Genomic DNA, 22581 nt, shown 5'->3' on the forward strand with positions numbered 1-22581 from the left:
GATCCCATGTCACCAGCCACGTCCGGGCCCGACCTCGACGCGCTGCGCGCCGCCGTCGCCCGGATCGAAGCCGGCGGGAGCCCACACCGCCCGCCGGGGCCGCCGCCGGACCTCACGCAGTCCGGCGGCGGTCACCAGGTCGGGCCGGCGCTACAGCGCGACCGTGCCGTGCGTGGCGACGACGGGGACGAGCCCGATGGCGGGGGAGCACGTGACGGGGCCCGCGACCCGCACGCGTTCGCCCGCGAGATCGTGCTGCGTCAGCTGGCCAACTCCCCCAAGACCCGAGCCCAGCTGCGCGCCAAGCTCGCGGAGCGCGGGTGCGATCCAGGGGTGGCCGAGGACGTTCTGGCGCGGATGGGCGAGGTGGGGCTCGTCAACGACGCCGCCTACGCCGAGACCTATGTCCGCTCCAAACAGCTCACCCGCGGCCTGTCGAAGCAGGCGCTGGCTCACGAGCTGCGGGGCAAGGGGGTCGCCGACGAGATAGCCGCCGCTGCGCTGGAGGAGATCGATGACGTTCACGAAGCCGAGCGAGCTCGAGATCTCGTCCGCGGCCGATTGCCGCGAATGCACGGCCTCGATCGGGAGGTCACGTTGCGTCGCTTGGTCGCCATGCTCGCCCGCAAGGGCTACCCATCGGGCCTGGCGACGCGAGTGGTGCTGGAAGAGGTCGACGCCACCGCCGAGCAGCGACGCGACTAGCGCGTCTGCCCATTGGGGACCGTCCAAGCAGCCGTCGGCCGATCGCGGTCCGCCCACGGGATCGGTTGGCTAGGAAACGCTGCCGTGGCCCGTTGCCGTTGCGTCGATGAACTCGATGCGGTTGCCGAACGGGTCGTCGGCGTGGAAGCGCCGGACACCGGGGATCTCTTGGCTCCACCGGGCGTCGATGCCGTGCTCGCCCAGGGTCGCGGCGAGGTCATCGAGGCCGATCACGGTCAGGCCCGGATGCGCCTTGCGCGCCGGCGCGAAGGGTTCCTCGACCCCGACATGCACTTCGGCGCCGGAGGCGCTGGCAAACCAGCAGCCGCCGCGGGCAGCCAGTTCCGGCGGCTTCGGCAGCTCGGACATCCCAAGGATCCCCACCCAGAAGGCTCGAGCGCGGTCTTCACCGCCGCGGGGGAGGGCCAGTTGCACATGATCGAGTCGTTCGATGCGGATGGACACGGGTGCAGCGTGACATATGAGCGTCGGGCGAAGTCACATCCCCATGCGCTCCGGCGATCGTCGATGAGGAGGGTGCGCCCCGGGAGAGCGCCGGCTGAGCCGATCTGAGGGATCGGCTCGGCCGGTTGGCGGGGCAGGTGCCGCTCGCTGTCTGCTGGACGTCTACCGCGCGTGCACGGCTCAGCTTTCCTGCGGGCACCCGGTCACTGATGAGTTCCTCGGATCAGTTCAGGCCGAGGGTAGGGGCCGCCGTCCTCAACGGCCTGGGCCACGTCCTGGGCGTTCTCTACCCGGCGTCGCGCAGGTCGGTTGCCATCTCCTCCACCGACGGCAGCGTGATCGCGGTGCCGCTTTCGGTCGCGGTGTCCGTGGCCGTGTGGGCTGCCCGACCGGCGGGAAGTGACTGTCGAGGACCCAATTCCCAGTCGGTCGGCGGTGTCGGTTGCCGTGGCGGTGGCGCTCGTCGTGGTCGACATCGCTCGGGCGCTTGCCGGCCGAGCCCGTTGGCAGCGGCTCAGGCGATGAAAGCTGTCGTCGCCGAGTGTTCTCCGGTCCCCGCTCGGGCCACGCAGCAGGCCCGGGCGAGCCGGCGGACCGCCTCGACCATGGTCTCCTTCGGAAGAACATACGGAATCCGGACAAAGCGCTCGAATCCGCCGCCGGGAGAAAAGCGTGGTCCGGCAGCAAGGAGCAGGCCGGTGGCTTCCGCAGCCGGGCAGAGCGCTACTGCCGGGACGTCGGGGATCTCCACCCAGAGCGACAGTCCACCGCGCGGCATACTGAACCGAGCTTGGGGCAACATGGAGCCAAGGGCGGACCTGGTGGCCTCCCGCGACGCCACCAAATCCCCGCGCCGGCCAGGAGGCAGGTCCGAGTGGCGGCGCAGCAGTTCGGCGAGGATCAGCTGCTCCAGAATCGGGGCACCAAGGTCCAAACCGGCGCGGACCTCAAGCAACGCGCCGGCGCGCCCCGGCGGCATCCGCAACCACCCGATCCGCAGCCCGCCCCAAAACGACTTTGACGCGCTGCCAATTGCGATCGCCTCCGGCGCGAAGCGGGCGAACGGCCGAGGCCGTTGCGCGGACCGGTCCAGGTCAAGATCGGCGATCGACTCGTCAATGACTGGCACGGTCCCGGCGGCCCCCAGGGCACGGCCGAGCTGGCTGCGCCCATCCTCATCGAGCAGCGCCCCGGTGGGGTTGTGGAAATCGGGGATCAGATAGGCCAGCCGTGCGCCGGCATGGCCAATGACACGCACGGCCTCGGCCACATCCCAGCCCTCGGGGTCGACCGGAATCGTGGCGATGCGAGCGCCGGCTCGCCGCAGCGCTTCGACCGCGTTGGGATAGGTCGGTGACTCGGTCAGCACGCGATCGCCCGGTCGCACCAGGCTCCGGGCAACGATGGCCAGCCCCGAGACCGCGCCGGAGGTGATCAGGATGTCCTCGGGACGGGTGTCCAGTCCGGCTCGGACATACCGCTCGGCGATCAGCGCCCGCAGGTCGGCCAAGCCCACCGGCGCATAGCCGTTGTCATCGAGATAGGACGGCAGCGCGGCCAGGGCGGCGGCGCACGCATCCGCCATGCCCGCGGGGGCACGCGTCGCGGCGCAGGTCAGATCGATCGTGCCGGGGTCGAGGTCGAGCGCCGGGGACAGCACGCGGCTCGACCGCCCGCCCCCTCGTCCCGCGGGCAGCGCCAGAACCGACCCGGAGCCACGGCGGGAGGTCAGCCGTCCGTCGTCGCGCAACACGGCATACGCCCGAGCAACCGTCGTCCGAGAGCAGCCCAGCGCGGCGGTCAGCTCTCGTTCGCTCGGTAGGCGCGTGCCGGAGGCGAGCCGGCCGTCGTTCAGCAGTGTGTTCAGGCCATCGGCGACCGCTCGGTAGGCGGGCCGCGCGGTGGGTGCCTCGCCGAGCAGGCGAGCGAGCCGGGCGGCGGAGACCGTGGGCGTCATCGGGCCAGTCTCTCAGAATTGGCTATCGAAATGTAGGCCACTTTGGGCCATGATGTTGGTATGTCGCCCTTCCATCTCGCCCGGCGCGGCCTAACCCGTCGCGTCGACCTGGTCGCGTTATCGCCCCTGGACCAGGTGCGCGCCGGCCGGACGGCCCACCGGCTGATCCAACTGTTGCTCGGGCTGATTCTGTATGGCGCATCGATGGCGATGCTGGTGCGCAGCACGCTTGGACTCGATCCGTGGGATGTCTTCCACCAGGGCGTGCAGACCCACTGGGGCGTCAGCTTCGGCACCGTGGTCATCGTCACCAGCTTTGCCGTGTTGGTGCTGTGGATTCCGTTGCGCCAGTGGCCCGGTCTAGGAACGCTGTTGAACGCGATCGTGATCGGCCTGGCCACCGACGCCACCTTGACCGTGCTCGACGCGCCGGCCAATCTCGGTGGTCGGTGGGCGTTTTTGTTCGGCGGCATTGTGGCCAACGGTCTCGCCGGGGCGCTCTATATCGGCAGCCAGCTCGGCCCGGGGCCACGTGATGGGTTGATGACCGGGCTCGCCCGCCGCACGGGCAAATCGATCCGCCTGGTCCGCACCTCGCTGGAACTGACCGTGCTTGCCCTCGGCTGGTTGCTCGGCGGGACCGCCGGCATCGGGACGGTCCTGTATGCCGTTCTCATCGGCCCGATCGTGCAGTTCTTCCTGCCGATCGTCACCGTCCGCCTGCCGCATCCCGTGCGAGCGTCGGACCACTCGTCGGGGCCCAGCCTGGCGGACCACGAGAGCGAGGTCACCTCATGCGGCCCGGAATTCGAGGGGCGCTAATCCCCACGAGCCGCCCAATCCCGGGGACCGTGGAGGGACAGCGGCAACTCAGCCGCACGAAGGGAGCACGCCATGGGTATCGGTGACAAGATCAGCAACGCTGCCGAGGATGCGTCCGGCAAGGTCAAGGAGGCCGCCGGCAAGGCCACCGACGACGAGTCGTTGGAAGCCGAAGGCAAGGGCGATCAGGCCGAGGCCAGCGTCAAGAAGGCCGGCGAAAAGGTCAAAGACGCGGTTGGCGACGTGAAGGACGCCTTCACGAAGTAGGCCAAGTCGGCTGGTACAACCACCTACGTCCACGTGGGATGTCTTGCCCATCCAGACGCAAAAGGCCCCGCGCGGACGCAATAGTCGTCAACGGACGCAATAGTATTTGCGTCCGTTGACGACTGTTGCGTCTGCGCCGAGGCTGCGCCGCCCGACCATGCACCTCACCGAATCGGCGGCCTCGAGGAGTGGGGCGGCCCGGGCGCGGGGACCCCTCTGCCTTAACCGGCCTTAACCGTCGATGGCGAGCGCCAGCGGCAGCACCTCGGGTGCGCCTGCGGCCCGGAGCAGGCGCGCGGCCTCGGTCATCGTCCACCGGGAGCTGACCAGGTCATCGACCAGCAGCAGCGGCCCGGGGATGCCGGCCAGCGCCGCGGCGAGTAGCGGCCCGACGGCCAGTCGCTCCCAGACCCCGGCGAGACGGAAGGCGCTGTTGCCGCCGGGCTCGCCGGTCGGCCCACCGTCGACCAGGTCGAGGCTGCCGAGGTCGCGCAGCCGGCCGATCTCGGCGATGCCGGCGGCGAGCGAGCCGACCAACTGGGGCCGCGAGCGCGACGGCACGGCGACCACGGCGACTGGGCGCTGCGCCCACCCCCATCCGGCGAGGACCTGGACGACGGCGCGCAGGATTTCCGGCGGCACCGGCGCGTCGCTCTGCAGCAGTGGACGCAGCCGCTGACCCCAGCCGAGGTCGCTCAGCCGCGCCAGCGCCCGGCCCTCGGCGGCCTGCTCGCCCGGCCCGATCCGCCCCTTGACCGGGACACCGAGCCGGTCCATCCCGGTCGGCCACATCACCCGCCGCTCGACCGGCACGCCGACCCGGTCGAGGCGCTCGCGGGCCGCGCCGATGACCCGCTGCGGAATATCGGTCGGAAACCACACCCCGGCGCAGGTGTCGCATCGCCCGCAGTCGGCTGCGGTCGCGTCGTCGAGCGCCCGCTGCAGGAAGGCCATCCGACAGGTGGTCGCGCGTTCATACGCGAGCATTTGCTCCTGCTCCGCCCGGCGTTGCTCGGCGACCCAGGCATAGCGCTGCGCGTCATACGTCCATGGCGCGCCCGTCCCGACCCAACCGCCGGTCACCCGATCGACCGCCCCGTCGACATCGAGCACCTTGAGCAGCAACTCCAGCCGGGTGCGGCGGATGTCGACGATCGTCTCGATTGCCGCCGTCGAGAGCGGCCGCCCGGCTTCGGCGAGCGCCTGCAGCACCGCGCTGGCCTGCTCCTCGCGCGGCATCGACACCGAGGCGAAGTAGCGCCAGATGTCCTGGTCCTCGGGCCCCGGCAGCAGCAGCACATCGGCCCGCTCGGTGGCGCGCCCGGCACGGCCGACCTGCTGGTAGTAGGCGACCGGCGAGGACGGGGCACCGACGTGGACGACGAATCCGAGGTCGGGTTTGTCGAAGCCCATCCCGAGTGCCGAGGTGGCGACGAGTGCCTTGATCGTGTTGTCGCGCAAGGCTTCTTCAAGTTGTTCGCGCTCGGCCGGGTCGGTGCGCCCGGTGTAGGCGGCGACCTCGTGCCCGGCCGCGCGCAATGCGGCGGCGATGTCCTCGGCGCCGCTCACGGTCAGGGCATAGACGATGCCACTGCCGGTCAGCTCGCCGAGGTGGGCGAGCAGCCAGCCGAGTCGCTGCTCGGGCGCCATCGAGCCGAGCACGCCGAGGCGCAGCGAGTCGCGAGCCAGCCCACCGCGGATCGTGGTGACCGCGCTCCCGCCGGTCGCCAGCTGTGCTTCGACGTCGGCGACCACACGCGCGTTCGCGGTCGCCGTGGTCGCGAGCACGGGCACCTGGGCATCGAGACTGTCGAGCAGGTCCTTGATCCGGCGATAGTCGGGCCGGAAGTCGTGGCCCCAGTCGCTGATGCAGTGCGCCTCATCCACCACGAGCAGCCCGCACCGCCGCGCGAGGTCGGGCAGTTGCTCCTCGCGGAAGCGCGGGTTGTTGAGCCGCTCGGGCGAGACGAGCAGCACATCGACCTCGTCCCGCGCCAGCGCGTCGCGCACAGCGCCCCAGTCCTGGGCGTTCGCCGAGTTCATCGTCACCGCCGAGATCCCCGCCCGCCCGGCGGCCGCGATCTGGTCGCGCATCAAGGCGAGCAGCGGCGAGATGATGACGGTCGGCCCGGCGCCCGAGTCCCGGCGCAGCGCCGTCGCGACGAAGTAGACCGCCGATTTGCCCCACCCGGTGCGCTGGACGACGAGCACCCGGCTGCGCTCGCGCACGAGCGCGTCGATCGCCTCGAACTGCCCGTCGCGAAAGGTCGCGTCCGCGCGCCCGACGAGGCGCCGCACCGCCTCCTCGGCGGCGGTGCGCAGGTCGGTGTCGGTTGGCTGCACCTTGGACGCGTTCATGATGCCTTCACCGTATGCCGCGCCACCGACAACCCTCTCCCATCGCCTTCTCGGGGTGCCTGACGCCGGTAAGGTTCGCCGTCCTGCAGGAGGTGCCGTATACCTCACCTGGTGCAGGTCACCCTCCCGTTGGCCCGACCCGCCGACCTGCAGGAGGTGCGGCATACCTCACCTGGTGCAGGTCACCCCACGTTGGCCGAGTTGGTGATCGTGCTCAGCGGTCCACCAGACGCAACCGAACGTGCATACCGGGCGTGAGCTGCGCGGCGAGATCGCACGCGCGCTCGGTGAGCACGCCGATTACGGGATAGCCGCCGGTGGCCGGATGGTCGGCGAGGAAGAGGATCGGCATACCGGAGGCCGGGACCTGCACGGCCCCGCGGACCATGCCTTCGCTGGCGAGCTCGCGGTCGTCGGCCCGGGCAAGCGCAGGCCCGTCGAGCCGGATGCCGGTCCGGTCGAGTTCGGCGGTCACGACATAGTCCGCAGCCCCCAAACCGGCCAGCGCTTCCAGCGTGAACCAATCCCGGCGCGGGCCGCCGGTCAGCTCCAGGGTCACGTGGGTGCCCGAAGGAGGCGGCACCGGCGCCTGGTCCGCGACCGGCAGGTCGGCCAGCTCCGCGCCGATCGGGAGCCGGTCCCCGGCCGCCACCGGCGCGCCGAGCCCGGCGAGCGCGTGGTAGGACCGCGAGCCAAGAACGACCGGGGAAGTGATGCCACCGGCGATGCCGAGGTAGCTGCGCAGGCCGGCCACCGGCATACCCACCTCCGCGAGCGCCCCGGATGGCCAGAGCAGGGGGGCGTTGGTGCCCACTTCGCGGCCGTCGATCGTGACCGGGCCTAGCGCTCCGGTCACCGCCACGACGAGATCTGCCTCCGCCCGGGCCGCGAACCCGCCGGCCGTCACCTCGATCCCGGCCGCGCCTGCGTCGTTGCCGACCAACCGATTGGCGAGCCGGAGCGCGCCGCGGTCGGCGGCGCCGCCCGCGCTCACCCCCAGCCGGGCATACCCCAGCCGGCCCAGATCCTGCACCGACGCGAGCGGCCCGGGCTTCTCAACGACGAGGGCCTTCACCGCCCCACCGCCACGAAGCGCACGCGCGTGCCCGGCACGAGCAGCGCCGGCTCTGCCCGGCTCGGGTCCCACAGCGATGCGTCGGTCGTGCCGAGCAGCTGCCAACCGCCGGGCGAGGCACGGGGATAGATACCGCAATACTCGTCGGCCAGGGCCACCGACCCCGCGGGCACCTGCACCCGAGGACTCGTGCGCCGCGGCACGCGCAGCCCGTCCCCGCCGCCGACGAGATAGGCGAACCCGGGTGCGAACCCGACAAATCCCACCCGCCACGCAGCAGCCGTATGCCGCTCGATCACCTCCGCGACGTCGATCCCCAACGCTTGGGCCACCTCGTCCAGGTCGCTGCCGTCATAGCGGACCGGGATCTCGACGAGCGGGCCGTCCTCGGGCGCCCGCGGCGCCCATCTGAGTCGGGTCAGGCGCGCGCGCAAGAAGTCCGCGCCCGTGGCGTGCGGGTCGAAGCGCACGAGCACTGTGCGCGCGGCCGGCACCGTCTCGGTGATACCGGCGATGTCCGCCGCCCGCGCAGCCGCGTCGAAGCCGAGCACCTCATCGAGTGAATCCACCTCGACGAGAACGGCATCCGGGCCGCAGGGAAGGACGCGCACGATCAGCCCTCGACGAATGACCGCACCGACACGCCCGCCGCTGCCAGGGCAGAGCGCACCGCGCGCGCCGTCGCCACGGCACCGGGGGAGTCCCCGTGGACGCACAGGCTCTCGACCGGGGTCGCGACGGGTGACCCGTCCACGCTCACAATGCTCCGGTCGCTCGCCATCGCGACGGCGCGGGCCGGGATGTCCGCCGGGTCGACGTGAGCGCCCGGCTCGCCGCGCGGAACGAGGGTCCCCGTCGTCGTGTAGCCGCGATCGACGAACCCCTCGCCCACTGTCCGCAGCTCAGCCTCGCCGGCGAGCGTCAGCCACCGCGAGCCAGGCAGGCCGAGCACAAACAATTCTCGGTCGTATGCCGTCACGGCGGCCACCAGCGCCGCCGCCTGGGCCTCGTGGTGCACCACCGCGTTGTAGAGCGCCCCGTGCGGTTTGAGATAGGACACTCGCCCGCCGGCCGCACGGGCAAACCCGTCCAGCGCCCCGATTTGATAGAGCACGTCAGCGCGGAGCTCGTCGGCGGACGCGGCGATGAACCGACGCCCGAAGCCAACCAGGTCCCGGTAGGAAACCTGCGCCCCGATCGCGACCCCTTGAGCGACGGCGAGGCGGCATACGCGCTCCATGGTGGCCGGATCACCCGCGTGGAAGCCGCACGCGATATTGGCGCTGGTCACGACTTTCAGCAGCCCCGCGTCGTCGGTCAACGACCACCGCCCGAAGCCCTCGCCGAGGTCGGCGTTGAGATCGATGCGTGACATCAAGCCATTGTCCACCCCTCGACCGGGCCGCCTGGGGCTTGGCTCAACTCGACGACAGGGCGTGCAGTCAGCAGCCGACTGCGAACCCCGCGGCCATCTCGTCCCGGTCGATCCCGGACGCGTCCCGGTGTGGGTTACGGCTCGCCAACGTCAAGCGTTACCGCGACGATGTCCTCCACCTGGACGAATGCATCAACGCTGAACCACTGGATGCAGCTGTCGATCGTGCCATCCGCCGGCTGGATGGCGATGCGCTCGGCGCGCGCCAGCCTCGGGGGAGCCGCGGCGGGAGCACCGAAGCAGTCGGTGTGCTCGCCGTGAATGACGCGCAACGCGCGCTCAGGTTCGAGTCCAGTCGCCGCGAGGTGGTGCTGGAGGGTGTCGAGCGCGGAGAACGGGCCGACACTGGCGCGATAGTGACCCTCGGGTGGCTCGATTCGCCACCTCGCCGGCTCGGCCAGGCTCGAGCGCGCGACGGGGGCGATGAGGGTCGGCCCGAGCCCGAGCCACACACGCTCGCCGAACGGGAGCGCCGCCACCGCGTCGGGGCCCGGGTCCAAGGCCAGCCGCGCCAGGCCCGCGCCCAACTCGTCGGCAACGGCTGCGCTCGTGGCTATGCCCGTCGAGACCGCGACGGTTGACGTGGTCGGAATCAACGTGGCCGGCGAAGACGTCGCCCTGGTCGTTGTAGGCGGTGACGCGTCCCCGCACCCGGCCGACCCGACGGCGAGGCCCAGCGCGGTGATTACCAGAATCCGGGTCGTGGTTCCCATATCTCGAGCACGCGCTGCCCCTCTTCCTAGGTTGACGGAGCCGCCATGCCATGGCGAACGCGTACTCTTGGCGGTGCGATGAGCCAGCTCTACTACGACGTGCGCACCCACGGATGCCAGATGAACGTCCACGACTCCGAGCGCCTGGCCGGGCTGCTGGAGACGGCAGGCTATGCCGACGTCGCCGGGCTGCCCGAGGGACAGCGGCCGGAGGTGGCCGATGTCGTGGTGTTCAACACCTGCGCGGTGCGGGAGAACGCGGACAACAAGCTCTATGGCAATCTCGGCGTGCTGCGCCAGGCCAAGCTGCGCAACCCGGGCATGCAGATCGCGGTGGGCGGCTGTCTGGCTCAGAAGGACCGCGGCACCATCTTGCAGAAGGCTCCCTGGGTGGACGTCGTCTTCGGCACGCACAACATCGGCTCGCTGCCGGCGCTGCTCGACCGGGCCCGACACAACCGGCGCGCCGAGATCGAGATCCTCGAGTCGCTGGAGACCTTCCCGTCGACGCTGCCCACCCGCCGCGACAGCGCGTATGCCGCGTGGGTCTCGATCTCGGTCGGCTGCAACAACACCTGCACGTTTTGTATCGTCCCCAGCCTGCGCGGCAAGGAGCAGGACCGTCGGCCGGGAGAGATCCTGGCCGAGGTGGAAGCCCTTGTTGCCCAAGGGGTTATCGAGGTCACCCTGCTCGGCCAGAATGTCAACACCTATGGCGTGGAGTTCGGTGACCGCGGTGCCTTCGCCAAACTGCTGCGCGCCTGCGGCGAGATCGACGGCCTGGAGCGGGTCCGGTTCACCAGCCCGCATCCGGCAGCCTTCACCGACGACGTCATCGAGGCGATGGCGTCCACCCCAAATGTCATGCCGCAGTTGCACATGCCCCTGCAGTCCGGCTCGGACCGCGTGCTCAAGGCGATGCGGCGCAGTTATCGCGGCGAGAAGTTCCTCGGCATCCTTCAGGCCGTGCGCGCGCGGATCCCGCACGCAGCGATCACAACGGACTTGATCGTCGGTTTCCCCGGTGAGAGCGAGGAGGATTTCGACCAGACCCTCCGCGTGGTGGAGGCCGCGCGCTTCTCGTCCGCGTTCACCTTCCAATACTCAGTCCGGCCCGGAACCCCCGCCGCGACGATGGCCGGTCAGGTCCCCAAAGCCGTTGTGCAGGAACGCTTCGATCGGCTCATCTCACTCCAGGAGGAGATCTCCTGGGCCGAGAACCGCACCCAGGAGGGACGCGAGGTCGAGGTTCTCGTCGCACCCGGAGAGGGCCGCAAGGACCAGGCCACCGCGCGCATGTCCGGGCGGGCCCGGGACAACCGGCTGGTGCATTTCGCGGTCCCCGAGGGGGGCGAGCGTCCCCGGCCGGGGGATGCCGTCACCGTCGCCGTCACCTATGGGGCGCCGCACCACCTGATCGCCGACTCGGGCCTCGGCGGCGGCCCGTATGCCGTGCGCCGCACCGCGGGCGGAGATGCTTGGGCCGCGCTCCATGACGCCGCTCCGGCCGGCTCGGCAGGCGTCAAACCCCCTGTCTCACTGGGTATGCCGCGACTCGGCGCCCCGCCCACAGCAGCGCTCACTCCAGTCAGCGCCTGCCCGGCGTGAGCGCCAAGGACCAACTGGACGCAATAACCGTCAACGGACGCAAACGTATTTGCGTCCGCTGACGGTTATTGCGTCCACATGGTTGGCGCCATCAGCCGTGGTGCCCCGGTGACGCCGGGCGCTCACGACCGGTCCCAAACAGCGGCGGCGTTAGCGAGTCAGGCCGTCGCCCTCCCCGTCGGTGGCGTCGGTCCAGGTGTCACTCGCCGTGTCTTTGGCGTCGCCCATCGCGTTGCCAGCATCGTCTGCCGCGTCGCCGGCGGCGTCCTTGGCGTCGCCCCACGCGTCGCCGGCGGCGTCGCTGGCGTCTTCGGCCGTATCGCCGATCGAGTCACCGGCGTCACTCGCGGCAGCCTTGGTGTTGTCCCACGCATCGCCCGCCGCGTCGCCGGCATCGCGGGCCGCGTCACCGGTCGCGTCCCCGGCGCCCCCTACCAGGTCTTTGGCGGCGTCGACCAAATCCCCGGCCTTGTCCTTCATGTCGTCCAGCAGGCCCATAGGTGCTCCTCGCTCGAAGGGTGCGACCGCTTCGTTGCTGCCGCAACCATGTTGTAACACGACTGGGCGGCCGAGCAGGGGTCTGGCCTGAGGCTATTCGGCGCGATCGCGCGTACAACAATCGCGGCCCGGCATACGTGTGGGCGCCCGGGCCGCAGCCCGGACGCCCACGACGACTCGAGGGGCGATTACTCGCCGATGGCCTCGTCGGCCTTCTGCTCGGCGCCGTCGATCTGGTCGCCGAACTTGCCGCCGCTCGCACCATCCGCGAGGTCGCCGGCCTTCTGGATGCCCTGGTCACTGAATCCCTCGACCTTGTCGGGGTGGTCGGCCATGGCGTCCTGAGCCTTGCCCTTGATGTCGTCGAACATACCCATGCTCGACCTCCTCTCACTCGGGAACGGCGCCGGTTGGCGCGCTGAGGCAATCCTAGGCGGACCAACCTGGGAACTGGCTGGGAGGAGTTCCAATGCGAGAATTGCCCGTATGCCCATTCATCCCATCGTCATCACCGGCGATCCCGTGCTGCACCGGCGGGCCGAGCCGGTGACCGATTTCGGTGATTCCGTCCAGCGCCTCATCGACGACATGCTCGAGACTCAGGCCGCCGCCCACGGAGTTGGGTTGGCCGCACCGCAAATTGGCGTGGGGCTGCGGGTTTTCACCTGGCACCTGGAGAACGACGACGGGATTCCCGAGGTGGGCGCCATCATCAATCCCTTTGTGCGGCCAGGGCGTCCCAGCGATGGTGAGCCTGATCCCGACAACGAGTCGGAGGGCTGCCTGTCGGTGCCGGGCTTCCACTACCCCCTGCGCCGCGGCCTCACCGCGGAGGTGCGGGGCTATGACCGCAATGGCAAGGAACTGACGTTCTCGGCGACCGGTTGGTTCGCCCGGTGCATGCAGCACGAATACGATCACCTCAACGGTTTCCTCTATGTCGACCGGCTGAGTGAGAAGTGGAAGAAGAAGGCGCGCAAAGCAATTCGATCAAAGGGCTGGACCGGGCCAGACCACACCTGGTTGCCGGGCGTCGACGAGGACCCATTTGGCCACGACAGCTGAGCCGTCAATCCTGGCGATCGTCGGTGCCACCGCAACCGGCAAGTCGGCCCTCGCCCTCGACCTCGCCCAGAGTCTTGGCGGCGAGATCGTCAACGCCGACGCGATGCAGCTCTATCGCGGCATGGACATCGGCACGGCCAAGCTGCCGGTGGAAGAGCGGCGCGGCATACCGCATCATCAACTCGACGTCCTCGACGTGACCCAAGAGGCTAGCCTGGCGGCCTATCAACGTTGCGCCAGAGCCGATCTCGACGCGATCGCCGCCCGCGGCGGCGTCCCGATCCTCGTCGGTGGCTCCGGCCTCTATGTTCGGGCCGCGATTGATACGCTCGACATCCCGCCGACCGATCCGCTCGTGCGCGCCCGCTGGCAGTCGTATGCCGATGACCACGGCCCCGCGGCAGCCCACCAACGCCTTGCCGATGTTGATCCCGTTGCCGCGCAACAGATCCTGCCCACCAACACCCGGCGCATCGTGCGGGCCCTGGAGGTCGTCGAACTCACCGGCCGCCCGTTCGCTGGCGTGCACCCCGAGCGCACCTACCGGCGACCGACGCTCACCCTCGCCCTCACAATGGCGAGGAAGGATCTGGACGCGCGGATCGGCATACGGACAGAACAGATGTGGGCGCTGGGATTGCTCGCGGAGGTGCGCGAACTTGACGCCCACGGGCTGCGGTCCGGGCGGACCGCGCCGCGGGCGATCGGCTACCAGCAGGCGCTCGCCCAACTCGACGGACAGCTCACCGAAGCGGCCGCCATCGAGGCAACGGCGCAGGCGACACGGCGCTATGTGCGGCGCCAGGAGAGCTGGCTACGGCCCGACCGGCGGATCATCTGGCTGGACGCCGCCGCCCCAGATCTGTTGACCCAGGCGCTGACCGCCGTCCGCGCGCGCGCCCAAGATCCGGGACAATGACGCGCATGACCCGCAGTTTGCGCTTCACCAAGGGGCACGGCACCAGGAACGACTTTGTGCTCCTCGACGACCGCGACGATCAGCTGACGTTGACGGCGACCCTCGCCGCCGCCCTCGCCGACCGACGCGGCGGCATCGGCGGCGACGGCGTCATCCGGGTCGGGCGCACGGCGACGGCGACCGATGAGACGGTGCGCGCACAATCGGGCGAGGCCGAGTGGTTCATGGACTACCGCAACGCCGACGGCAGTATTTCCGAGATGTGCGGCAACGGAGTTCGCGTGTTTGCGGCATACCTACGGCGCGAGGGACTGATTGCCGGCGACAGCGTCGGCATCGCCACCCGGGGCGGCGTCAAGCGGGCTCGATTCGAGGGGGACGCCGTCGTCATCGACATGGGCACCTGGGCCTTTATCGACGCCCGGGGTGAAGCCGACGCCATCGACGCGCTCGTGCACGTGCCCGGCCACGACCCGTTCTCGGCGCTGCGGCTCGACCTCGGCAACCCCCATACGGTGGCGGCCCTGCCCCCGAGCGTCGACCTCGACGATCTCGACCTGACCCGCCCGCCGGCGGTCAACCCGCACCCCGGCGAGGGCACCAACGTCGAGTTCGTGACGCCTCTGGCCGCCGGGCATCTGCGGATGCGGGTGCACGAGCGCGGGGTCGGCGAGACCCAGTCGTGCGGCACTGGCGTGTGCGCCGCGGCGATCGCGACCCACCTGTGGGCCGGAAACCTCGACGGTGACGAGCCGTGGACCGTCGACGTTCCCGGCGGCCGGCTGCGTGTACGGCTGTTGCCTGGCCAGCGCGTCGAACTCGCCGGTCCCGCCGTGCTCGTCGCCGATGGCGAGGTCGATCTGGACGCGCTCGGTTGAGCCCGGGTGGTGCTCCCGGCGCCTCCTCCCGGCGATCGCGCGCCGGCCCAAGAAACCCGCCGAGGTCGTCATTTCTCGCTGAGGTCGTACTACCGATCGTACGACCTCGGCGAAAAGCCCAGACCTCAGCGAAGTGGGCGGCCCTCAGCGAAGTGGGCGGCCCTCAGCGACGTGGGCGGCGGACGACGGCGATCACCCGGAAGCCCTTGTCGGTGGCCAGCCGCGTCACCGCGCACTCGGGGAAGGTCTCGGCCAGCCACCGCTGCAGCGAGTCCGCGCCGAGCTGCTTTGCCACGACAAGGTATGCCGCTCCGCCCGCCGCCAGTCGCGTCAGCCACTGCCGCAGCATCGCGTGCAGGGCGGCCTTGCCGACGCGGATCGGCGGATTTGACCAGATCGCCGCGAATTCGACGTTTTCGGGGACCGAATCCGGTGTGGCCGCGACGATTCCACCCAGGCGAAGTGCCGCTGCGTTGCGGTGCACAAGATCCAGCGCGCGCTCGTTGATGTCGATCGCCCATACGCGCGCTTCGGGTGCGCGCAGTGCCAGGGTCAGAGCGATCGGGCCCCAGCCGCAGCCGAGATCGAGCAGCTCACCGGTGGTGGGCGGGTCGGGGACGTTGGCCAGCAGGATGGCAGTGCCCCGGTCGACGCCATCGGGAGAGAAAACCCCAGGGGCGACAACGACGTCCACGTGTCGCCCAGCCAGCACCACCGTCCGCGAGCGCAACTCGGCCGGATCGGCGGGCTTGGCGGTGAAGTAGTGCTCGAACGGCGCGTCCACGCTCAGCCCTGCTCGACGTCCTCGTCGACCCAGTCGAGAGTGCGGGCGACCGCCTTGTCCCAACCGCGGCGCAGCCGTTCCCGGGTCGCGGAGTCCATCTGCGAATGCCACCGCTTGTCCTCGCCCCAGTTGGCGACGATGTCGGCGGTGCTCTCCCAATAGCCGACGGCGAGGCCGGCGGCATACGCAGCGCCGAGGGCGGTGGTCTCGGCGACGACCGGGCGGATCACGTCGACCCCGAGCAGGTCGGCCTGGAACTGCATGAGCGTCTCGTTGGCGGTCATTCCGCCGTCGACCTTGAGTTCGGTGAGCGTGACGCCGGAGTCGGCGTTCATCGCCTCCAGCACCTCCATGGTCTGGAACGCGGTCGACTCCAGCGCAGCCCGGGCGAGGTGGCCCTTGTTGACATAACGGGTCAGCCCGACGACCGCGCCCCGGGCGTCGGGGCGCCAATGCGGCGCGAACAACCCGGAGAAGGCCGGGACGACATAGGCCCCACCGTTGTCCGTCACCGTTTTGGCCAGCGTCTCGACCTGGGGGGCGCTGGCGATCAGGCCGAGGTTGTCGCGCAGCCATTGCACGAGCGAGCCGGTCACCGCAATCGAGCCTTCCAACGCATACACGGCCGGCTCGTCGCCGAGGCGATAGCAGACGGTCGTCAGCAACCCATTGGCCGACGGCACAATGTCGGTGCCGGTGTTGAGCAACATGAAATTGCCGGTGCCATAGGTGTTTTTGGCGCTGCCACGCTCCAAGCACGCCTGCCCGAAGGTGGCCGCCTGCTGGTCGCCCAGGATCCCGGCGACGGGCACGCCGTCCAAGATCCCCGGATGGCAGTTGCCATAGACCTGTGAGGAGGAGCGGATCTGCGGCAGCATCGCCCGGGGCACGCCGATCTGCCCGCACAGCTCGTCATCCCAGTCGAGGGTGTGCAGGTCCATCAGCAGGGTGCGGCTGGCGTTGGTCACATCGGTGACGTGCAGACCGCCCTGCGGCCCGCCGGTGAGGTTCCACAACACCCAGGTGTCGATCGTCCCGAACAGCAACTCACCGGCCTCCGCCCGCTCCCGGGCGCCGTCGACGTGATCGAGCAACCAGCGAGCCTTGGGACCGGCAAAATAGGTGGCGAGCGGCAGGCCGGTGCGCTCGGCATACCGGCGTGGGCCGGCGTCGCCGGCGAGTTGCTCGCACAGGCGCTGGGTCCGGGTGTCCTGCCAGACGATCGCATTGGCGATCGGCGTCCCGCTGGTTTTATCCCACACCAGCGTGGTCTCGCGCTGGTTGGTGATTCCGACCGCGGCGATGTGGCTGCTGTTGAGGTTGGCCGAGGCAAGCGCGCCGCCGATGACGAGGCGAGTGTTCTCCCAGATCTCCATCGGATCGTGCTCGACCCACCCGGCGCGCGGGAAAATCTGCTCGTGCTCGCGCTGGTCGGCCGAGACGACCCGGCCGCGATGGTCAAAGACCATCGCGCGCGTGCTCGTGGTCCCCTGGTCGATTGCCAGCACGTATGTGGGCAAGATCACCTGTGACTCCTTCGTCCCGGTCCCCTCAGCAACCGAGGGTTGCTCACCCCGGTCCGGAGGCAGAATGGCTGTATGGCGAAGGCTATCCCTCTCGATCTCGGCTATCGCGCGCGCGCCTGGAAGCGGCTGGCCGAGCGTGAGTTCGACGTGCTGATCATCGGCGGCGGCGTGACCGGAACGGGTGCGGCGCTCGACGCGGCGACGCGGGGGCTGTCGGTCGCCCTGGTCGAGCAGCGGGACTTCGCGTCCGGGACGAGTTCGCGCTCCAGCAAGTTGATGCACGGTGGGTTGCGTTACCTGGAGCAGATGGACTTCGGGCTCGTGCGCGAGGCGCTCAAGGAACGAGAGCTGGCCCTGACCCGGCTCTCGCCCCATCTGGTGCGCCCGGTGCCCTTCCTTTATCCGCTGACCAACCGCGGGTGGGAACGTCCCTATGTGACCGCGGGCCTGACGCTCTACGACAACATGGGCGGCGCCCGCTCGGTGCCCGGTCACAGGCAGCTGACCCGCCACGGTGCGCTGCGACTGGTCCCCGCAATGCGCAAGGACGCCCTCACCGGTGCCCTCCTCTACTTCGACGCGCAGATGGACGATGCGCGACACACGCTGACGCTGGCGCGCACGGCGGCGGCATACGGGGCGAGCGTGCTGAACTCGGCCCAGGTGGTCGGCATGACCAAGGCCGGTGAGCGGATCGTCGGGGCGAGCGTGGAGGATGTCGAGACCGGCAGCCGCGCGGAGGTGCGGGCGCGGGTCATCGTCAACTGCACCGGAGTGTGGACCGACGACATCCAGACCCTTGCCGGCGGGCGCGGCCGCTTCCACGTCCGCTCCTCCAAGGGTGTGCACCTGGTCGTCCCCCGCGACCGGATCAACTCCGAGGTCGGCCTCATCCTGCGGACCCCGACGTCGGTCCTGTTCGTCATCCCGTGGGGCACCCGCTGGCTCATCGGGACGACCGACACCGACTGGAATCTCGACCTCGCCCACCCGGCGGCCAGCAAGGCCGACATCGACTACATTCTCGCGCACGTCAATTCGGTGCTCACCACGCCGATCACCCATGCCGACATCCAGGGCGTCTTCGCCGGGCTGCGGCCGCTGCTCGCCGGTGAGGACGAGACCACCTCCCAGCTCTCCCGGGAGCATGCGGTCGCCCGGCCACAACCCGGGCTGATCTCGATCGCCGGCGGCAAGTACACGACCTACCGGGTGATGGCCGCCGACGCGATCGACGCCGCGCGCGAGGACATCGGTCCCGGCGTCGCCGACAGTGTCACCGAACACATCCCCCTGCTCGGCGCCGACGGCTATCCCGCGTTGATGAACCAGCTCGACCGGCTCTCGCGCAAGACCGAGTTGCCGGTATGGCGCTTGCAGCACCTCCTCGGCCGCTACGGCTCGCTCGTGGATGAGCTGTTCGAGCTGGCGGCGGGCGATCGCACGCTGTGGGAACCTGTCCCGGGCGCCGAGGACTACCTCATGGTGGAACTGTTGTATGGCGCATCGCACGAAGGTGCGCTGCACATGGACGACCTGCTCGCCCGGCGCACTCGCGCGTCCATCGAGACCCCGAGCCGGGGGGTGGATTCGGCGCGTGCCGTCGCTGAGTTGGTCGCTCCCGCGCTCGGCTGGGACGAGAACCGCACCGAGCGGGAGGTCGAGTTCTATCGCGCCCGGGTCGAGGCCGAGTTGGAGAGCCAGCGGGCCCAGGACGATCGCGAGGCCAACGCCGAGCGCACGTCTGCCCGCGACGCGCGGATCAATATCACCGCCGGCGCCTCGATCCCCTCCTGACTGCCTCGAAGAGTCGGTGAGGTGGCAGGGTTAGGCGGCTGGGCGGGGGTGGATGTGATTTCGTAGCCGAGGTCGTGGAGTTGGCCGCCCTGAAGGTGCCTGGTTTCCTCGCCTGCGGCGAGGTAGCGTCGACTAAGCCCGGACGGAACCAACCTGCGCCGGATCACGCACATCGCGCACGGAACCGTCGACGGCCGGTTCAGCCCCGACGGGAATCGCATCGTCGTCACCGACTGGGAGAACTTCTGGCTGATGAACGCCGACGGCAGCTCACGGGTCTCGCTCGCCGTCGCGGGCGAACGTATGGCCCGGCGCCGTCCTTCTCCAAAGACGGCTCGAAGATCGCCTATACGGGCGTGCACGGCATCTACTCCACGCCGGGCGCGGCCGGGAGGGCCGGTCACGACCATCATCCGCAACGGTGCCTTGTCGCCTCGGTGCAGCGGCCGCGCCTAGCCCGACGGCAGGTATGAGGAGGCCGTCTGGTCGCCGGTCGCCGACGAGCTGGCGGTGGTCCAGGACTGCATGGTCAACCGGTTGTCGCGGGACAAGATCCGAATCCTCGGGCCTCGCGGCCAACGCCGCACCGCATTCGGCACGTATGTGGACAACAAACACCAACTCGACTTCAGTCCCGACGGCAGGCAGATCGCCTACTTCCAGGAGAACGGTGACGGGGCCGGAGGGGTCAAGGTGGTCAACCGCAGCACGAAGACCGTGCGATCGCTGATCCCGGGCGGCCAAGGGATGTATCCGGTGTGGTCGCCCGATGGCCAACGCATCGCGCTGCTGCTCGGCAACGGCATCTATTCGGTGCGCGCCAGCGACGGCGGCGACCGGCGGCTGATCAAGAGTTTCCCGGTAATGAAGGCGGTCGGCGTCATGGACTGGCGCTCCGCGCGCTGAGTCAACGCGATCCGAGCGAGCGATGACCTGGACCGCCGGTGGGTCAAGGACATCCCCGGCGCTCGACTGGTGCGTGTTATGACTGGCGCCCCACCGGCTGGCCAGCCGGAAAACGATGTGCATCCCCGGGTCTCGCCGTGAGACTCTGAGTGCAGCATGAGTGAACACGCATACGACGCAGACGACATCGACGACGGCCTGCCCGCGGCCGCGCAGGACGTGCTGACCCGGCGCGCGAGCGCGCTGGCCGGAGCGGCATACGAGCCAAGCGACCGCGATGGCGACCAGCTCGACCGCGAGGAGCGCACCGCGCTGCGCCGGATCGAAGGCCTCTCGACCGAGCTGCAGGACGTCACCGAGGTCGAATACCGCCAGCTGCGCCTGGAGCGGGTGGTGCTCGCCGGAGTGTGGACCGAGGGCAGCGCCCAGGACGCCGAGAACTCGCTGCGCGAATTGGCTGCGCTCGCCGAGACCGCCGGCTCGACGGTGCTCGCCGGGATGCTGCAACGCCGCCAGCGGCCCGACCCGGGCACCTGGCTGGGGTCGGGCAAGGCCGAGGAACTGCGCGACGTCGTCATCGCCGAGGGCGCCGACACGGTCGTCTGCGACTCCGAGCTGGCCCCATCGCAGCGCCGCGGGCTGGAGGACATCGTCAAGGTCAAGGTCATCGACCGGACCGCGCTGATCCTCGACATCTTTGCCCAGCACGCCAAATCCCGCGAGGGCAAGGCGCAGGTCGAGCTGGCCCAACTGCAGTATCTGCTCCAGCGGCTGCGCGGCTGGGGTGAGTCGATGTCCCGGCAGGCCGGCGGCCGGGTCGCCGGCGGTGAGGGCATCGGCTCCCGCGGCCCCGGGGAGACCAAAATCGAACTGGACCGGCGCCGGATCAACACCCGGATCGCCAAGCTCCGCCGCGACATCCGGGCGATGAAGACCCACCGCGACACCAAGCGCCATTCCCGCACAAGCCATGGCACGCCGAGCGTGGCGATCGCCGGCTACACCAATGCCGGCAAGTCCTCGCTGCTCAACCGGCTCACCGGCGCCGGTGTGCTCGTCGAGAACCAGCTGTTCGCGACCCTCGACACGACCGTGCGCCGCGCGCAGACTCCCGAGGGGCGCGAGTTCACCCTCACCGACACCGTCGGGTTCGTCCGCCAGTTGCCGCACGAACTGATCGACGCCTTCCGCTCGACGCTGGAGGAGGTCGCCGACGCCGACCTGCTGCTGCACGTCGTCGACGGCTCGCACCCCGACCCCGAGGGCCAGATCTCCGCAGTCCGGGCGGTGCTCGCCGATGTCGACGCCGCGGACGTCAAGGAGATCGTGGTCGTCAACAAGGCCGACATCGCCGACCCGGAGGTGCTCGACCGGATTCTGCGTCACGAGCGGCACGCAATCGCCGTCTCGGCGCACACCGGCCGCGGCATACCGGAACTCATCGACCTGATCGCCGCCGAGCTGCCCCGCCCCAGCGTCGAGATCGACGTGCTCATCCCGTATGACCGCGGCGACCTGCTCTCGCGCATCCACGACACCGGCGAGATACTCGGCAACGACCACACCGCCCAGGGCACCCGGGTCCAGGCCCTCGTCGGCCCCGACCTGGCCGCCGATCTCGCTCCGTATGCCGCGTAAGGCCCGGCAATCTGTCGGCCGGGTGGTCCTTGATGGGGTGAACACCCCATTGACCGCCTGTCATGGTGGGACAATTCTGGAACTGTAACGTCGGGAAACCGGAGGGGCAGGCGCCGGAACACCGGCTCCTATCGGGCGCGTGAATCTGCAGGAGACACATGATGATTCAGTCATCCATGGAGCGCAGCACCGGATCCGGCACGAGCAGGCGCGCCGCGATCGCCACCGCGGGTGCTCTCGTCGTGGCGATGGCCGGGGGGGCGGCTCCGGCGCTCGGGTCGGCCGTCGCATCATCGCCCGCGACGGCGGCGAGCGCGCCGGTCGTCAACGGCGACATCCTCGTGACGATCAACGGCAACCTCTACCTGATCAAGCCGAACGGCACCAACCTGCGCAAGCTGACCACCGGAGGCCATATCGCGGACGCCGAGTTCTCTCCGGATGGCCGGAGAATCGCCTTCCACAAGAGGCTCGCCGACGGCAAGCAATACCTGTTCGTGCGCAGTGTCGCTGGCGGTGGAGTCGTCAAGCTCGGGCAGGGAAGCAACCCGAGTTGGTCGCCGGACGGCACACGGCTGGCGTTCATCAACTCCCGAGGCGTCTGCGTCATGCCCGTGCGTGCCGGCGCATCGTCGAAGGTCCTGGTCGCCAATTATGAGGATCAAGACGGGCCGGTGGTCCACCTGGATGTGGACTGGTCCCGCAGCGGCGGGCGCATGGCGGTCACCCGCTGGTACTACATTTACGAGCATCGCCTGGCCGAGGTCAACGTCGTATCCGACCGCACCGGCGCCATCCAACGGACTCATGATGGAATCAGCCCCGAATTCAGTCGCGACGGGAGCGCCCTCGCGGTGCAGCGCTACGAGCCCTACAGCGGGCCCGAATTTGGAGTCGACATCGTCGATGTTGCCACCGGGGCAGTCACGGAGCTGACGCCGAGGGACGTCGACCGCCGCACGTATGCTCCGATTTGGTCACCCGACGGGTCCCGGCTCGCGGTGCGCGAGAACGGTCCGGCACGGCCGGATGACGGAATCCTGAACCTCGCGACAATATCGGCGACCGACGGCAGCGTGATCGCCACGCTCATTCCCGGCTCCACCGGGAGAAACATCATTCCGCGCGACTGGCGCGCCGCTAGCTAACTTCGACCGAAGCAGGC

Annotated in this window: 22 protein-coding genes; 11 read left to right on the forward strand and 11 right to left on the reverse strand. The window is 69.8% G+C overall.

Annotation, left to right across the window (positions count from 1 at the left end):
* The first annotated feature begins 6 nt into the window (after positions 1-6).
* Positions 7-705 (forward strand): regulatory protein RecX, encoded by a 699-nt coding sequence (locus tag V9G19_RS26595; protein ID WP_462288383.1) that lies wholly within the window; start codon positions 7-9, stop codon positions 703-705.
* Between the two features lie 69 nt (positions 706-774).
* Here V9G19_RS26595 and V9G19_RS26600 read toward each other — a convergent pair whose 3' ends face one another.
* Both V9G19_RS26600 and yczR read right to left on the reverse strand, forming a co-directional pair.
* A complete protein-coding gene (locus tag V9G19_RS26600) occupies positions 775-1170 on the reverse strand; it encodes a VOC family protein (protein WP_462288384.1) in 396 nt (131 codons plus the stop codon).
* Between the two features lie 514 nt (positions 1171-1684).
* Positions 1685-3127 carry a MocR-like transcription factor YczR gene (gene yczR / locus V9G19_RS26605; protein WP_462288385.1) on the reverse strand — a complete coding sequence of 481 codons (1443 nt, stop codon included), beginning with the start codon at positions 3125-3127 and terminating at the stop codon, positions 1685-1687.
* A gap of 60 nt (positions 3128-3187) precedes the next feature.
* Between yczR and yczE the strand changes: the two genes are divergently transcribed.
* Both yczE and V9G19_RS26615 read left to right on the forward strand, forming a co-directional pair.
* Positions 3188-3949: a membrane protein YczE gene (gene yczE, locus V9G19_RS26610; RefSeq protein WP_462288386.1), complete on the forward strand. Its 762-nt coding sequence runs from the start codon at positions 3188-3190 to the stop codon at positions 3947-3949.
* A 72-nt stretch (positions 3950-4021) separates the two neighbouring features.
* On the forward strand, positions 4022-4216 hold the full coding sequence (locus V9G19_RS26615) for a CsbD family protein (protein WP_462288387.1): 195 nt from the start codon (positions 4022-4024) through the stop codon (positions 4214-4216).
* 231 nt (positions 4217-4447) lie between these two features.
* Here V9G19_RS26615 and V9G19_RS26620 read toward each other — a convergent pair whose 3' ends face one another.
* The 5 genes from V9G19_RS26620 to V9G19_RS26640 all read right to left on the reverse strand — a co-directional run bounded on the left by V9G19_RS26620 (position 4448) and on the right by V9G19_RS26640 (position 9797).
* Positions 4448-6574 (reverse strand): RecQ family ATP-dependent DNA helicase, encoded by a 2127-nt coding sequence (locus V9G19_RS26620; protein ID WP_462288388.1) that lies wholly within the window; start codon positions 6572-6574, stop codon positions 4448-4450.
* A 214-nt stretch (positions 6575-6788) separates the two neighbouring features.
* Positions 6789-7649 carry a 5-oxoprolinase subunit C family protein gene (locus V9G19_RS26625; protein ID WP_462288389.1) on the reverse strand — a complete coding sequence of 287 codons (861 nt, stop codon included), beginning with the start codon at positions 7647-7649 and terminating at the stop codon, positions 6789-6791.
* Entirely contained in the window at positions 7646-8260 is a 615-nt protein-coding gene (locus tag V9G19_RS26630) for a 5-oxoprolinase subunit B family protein (protein WP_462288390.1), read from the reverse strand. Before V9G19_RS26630 ends, V9G19_RS26625 begins: the two co-directional genes overlap by 4 nt.
* 2 nt (positions 8261-8262) lie before the next feature.
* On the reverse strand, positions 8263-9024 hold the full coding sequence (locus V9G19_RS26635) for a LamB/YcsF family protein (protein ID WP_462288391.1): 762 nt from the start codon (positions 9022-9024) through the stop codon (positions 8263-8265).
* Positions 9025-9158: 134 nt separating this feature from the next.
* Positions 9159-9797, reverse strand: a complete 639-nt coding sequence (locus V9G19_RS26640) for a hypothetical protein (RefSeq protein ID WP_462288392.1) — start codon at positions 9795-9797, stop codon at positions 9159-9161.
* 78 nt (positions 9798-9875) lie between these two features.
* Between V9G19_RS26640 and miaB the strand changes: the two genes are divergently transcribed.
* Complete coding sequence (gene miaB / locus V9G19_RS26645; protein ID WP_462288393.1) at positions 9876-11405, forward strand: tRNA (N6-isopentenyl adenosine(37)-C2)-methylthiotransferase MiaB; 1530 nt, start codon at positions 9876-9878, stop codon at positions 11403-11405.
* Between the two features lie 150 nt (positions 11406-11555).
* Here miaB and V9G19_RS26650 read toward each other — a convergent pair whose 3' ends face one another.
* Together V9G19_RS26650 and V9G19_RS26655 are read right to left on the reverse strand one after the other, a co-directional pair.
* Positions 11556-11903 (reverse strand): hypothetical protein, encoded by a 348-nt coding sequence (locus tag V9G19_RS26650; RefSeq protein WP_462288394.1) that lies wholly within the window; start codon positions 11901-11903, stop codon positions 11556-11558.
* 188 nt (positions 11904-12091) lie between these two features.
* Positions 12092-12274, reverse strand: a complete 183-nt coding sequence (locus V9G19_RS26655) for an antitoxin (protein ID WP_462288395.1) — start codon at positions 12272-12274, stop codon at positions 12092-12094.
* A 115-nt stretch (positions 12275-12389) separates the two neighbouring features.
* Between V9G19_RS26655 and def the strand changes: the two genes are divergently transcribed.
* The 3 genes from def to dapF are packed head-to-tail and all read left to right on the forward strand — an operon-like array spanning position 12390 to position 14765.
* The gene (def, locus tag V9G19_RS26660; protein WP_462288396.1) at positions 12390-12968 is read left to right on the forward strand and encodes a peptide deformylase; all 579 of its coding nucleotides are present in this window, start codon (positions 12390-12392) and stop codon (positions 12966-12968) included.
* Complete coding sequence (gene miaA, locus V9G19_RS26665; RefSeq protein ID WP_462288397.1) at positions 12952-13887, forward strand: tRNA (adenosine(37)-N6)-dimethylallyltransferase MiaA; 936 nt, start codon at positions 12952-12954, stop codon at positions 13885-13887. Before def ends, miaA begins: the two co-directional genes overlap by 17 nt.
* Positions 13888-13892: 5 nt before the next feature.
* On the forward strand, positions 13893-14765 hold the full coding sequence (gene dapF / locus V9G19_RS26670) for a diaminopimelate epimerase (RefSeq protein ID WP_462288398.1): 873 nt from the start codon (positions 13893-13895) through the stop codon (positions 14763-14765).
* Positions 14766-14928: 163 nt separating this feature from the next.
* On the opposite strand, the gene V9G19_RS26675 is transcribed toward dapF, so the two are convergent.
* Both V9G19_RS26675 and glpK read right to left on the reverse strand, forming a co-directional pair.
* Positions 14929-15549 carry a class I SAM-dependent methyltransferase gene (locus tag V9G19_RS26675; RefSeq protein WP_462288399.1) on the reverse strand — a complete coding sequence of 207 codons (621 nt, stop codon included), beginning with the start codon at positions 15547-15549 and terminating at the stop codon, positions 14929-14931.
* Between the two features lie 2 nt (positions 15550-15551).
* Complete coding sequence (gene glpK, locus V9G19_RS26680) at positions 15552-17069, reverse strand: glycerol kinase GlpK (RefSeq protein ID WP_462288497.1); 1518 nt, start codon at positions 17067-17069, stop codon at positions 15552-15554.
* 78 nt (positions 17070-17147) lie between these two features.
* On the opposite strand from glpK, the gene V9G19_RS26685 reads away from it, so the two are divergent.
* From V9G19_RS26685 to V9G19_RS26700, 4 genes are all read left to right on the forward strand, one after another.
* Positions 17148-18872, forward strand: a complete 1725-nt coding sequence (locus V9G19_RS26685) for a glycerol-3-phosphate dehydrogenase/oxidase (RefSeq protein ID WP_462288400.1) — start codon at positions 17148-17150, stop codon at positions 18870-18872.
* A 510-nt stretch (positions 18873-19382) separates the two neighbouring features.
* Positions 19383-19778 (forward strand): TolB family protein, encoded by a 396-nt coding sequence (locus V9G19_RS26690; RefSeq protein WP_462288401.1) that lies wholly within the window; start codon positions 19383-19385, stop codon positions 19776-19778.
* Positions 19779-19934: 156 nt separating this feature from the next.
* Positions 19935-21416 (forward strand): GTPase HflX, encoded by a 1482-nt coding sequence (hflX, locus tag V9G19_RS26695; protein WP_462288402.1) that lies wholly within the window; start codon positions 19935-19937, stop codon positions 21414-21416.
* Positions 21417-21592: 176 nt separating this feature from the next.
* Entirely contained in the window at positions 21593-22564 is a 972-nt protein-coding gene (locus tag V9G19_RS26700; RefSeq protein WP_462288403.1) for a TolB family protein, read from the forward strand.
* Positions 22565-22581: the final 17 nt, after the last annotated feature.

This window comes from Nostocoides sp. (genome assembly GCF_037045025.1).
Classification (GTDB): Bacteria; Actinomycetota; Actinomycetes; order Actinomycetales; family Dermatophilaceae; genus Nostocoides_A.

Coding starts and splice junctions, on each gene's coding strand:
- V9G19_RS26595 (WP_462288383.1), top strand. CDS start 7: ATGTCACCAGCCACGTCCGGGCCCGACCTCGACGCGCTGCGCGCCGCC.
- yczR (WP_462288385.1), bottom strand. CDS start 3,127: ATGACGCCCACGGTCTCCGCCGCCCGGCTCGCTCGCCTGCTCGGCGAG.
- yczE (WP_462288386.1), top strand. CDS start 3,188: ATGTCGCCCTTCCATCTCGCCCGGCGCGGCCTAACCCGTCGCGTCGAC.
- V9G19_RS26615 (WP_462288387.1), top strand. CDS start 4,022: ATGGGTATCGGTGACAAGATCAGCAACGCTGCCGAGGATGCGTCCGGC.
- V9G19_RS26620 (WP_462288388.1), bottom strand. CDS start 6,574: ATGAACGCGTCCAAGGTGCAGCCAACCGACACCGACCTGCGCACCGCC.
- V9G19_RS26635 (WP_462288391.1), bottom strand. CDS start 9,024: ATGTCACGCATCGATCTCAACGCCGACCTCGGCGAGGGCTTCGGGCGG.
- V9G19_RS26640 (WP_462288392.1), bottom strand. CDS start 9,797: ATGGGAACCACGACCCGGATTCTGGTAATCACCGCGCTGGGCCTCGCC.
- miaB (WP_462288393.1), top strand. CDS start 9,876: ATGAGCCAGCTCTACTACGACGTGCGCACCCACGGATGCCAGATGAAC.
- V9G19_RS26650 (WP_462288394.1), bottom strand. CDS start 11,903: ATGGGCCTGCTGGACGACATGAAGGACAAGGCCGGGGATTTGGTCGAC.
- V9G19_RS26655 (WP_462288395.1), bottom strand. CDS start 12,274: ATGTTCGACGACATCAAGGGCAAGGCTCAGGACGCCATGGCCGACCAC.
- def (WP_462288396.1), top strand. CDS start 12,390: ATGCCCATTCATCCCATCGTCATCACCGGCGATCCCGTGCTGCACCGG.
- dapF (WP_462288398.1), top strand. CDS start 13,893: ATGACCCGCAGTTTGCGCTTCACCAAGGGGCACGGCACCAGGAACGAC.
- V9G19_RS26685 (WP_462288400.1), top strand. CDS start 17,148: ATGGCGAAGGCTATCCCTCTCGATCTCGGCTATCGCGCGCGCGCCTGG.
- hflX (WP_462288402.1), top strand. CDS start 19,935: ATGAGTGAACACGCATACGACGCAGACGACATCGACGACGGCCTGCCC.
- V9G19_RS26700 (WP_462288403.1), top strand. CDS start 21,593: ATGGAGCGCAGCACCGGATCCGGCACGAGCAGGCGCGCCGCGATCGCC.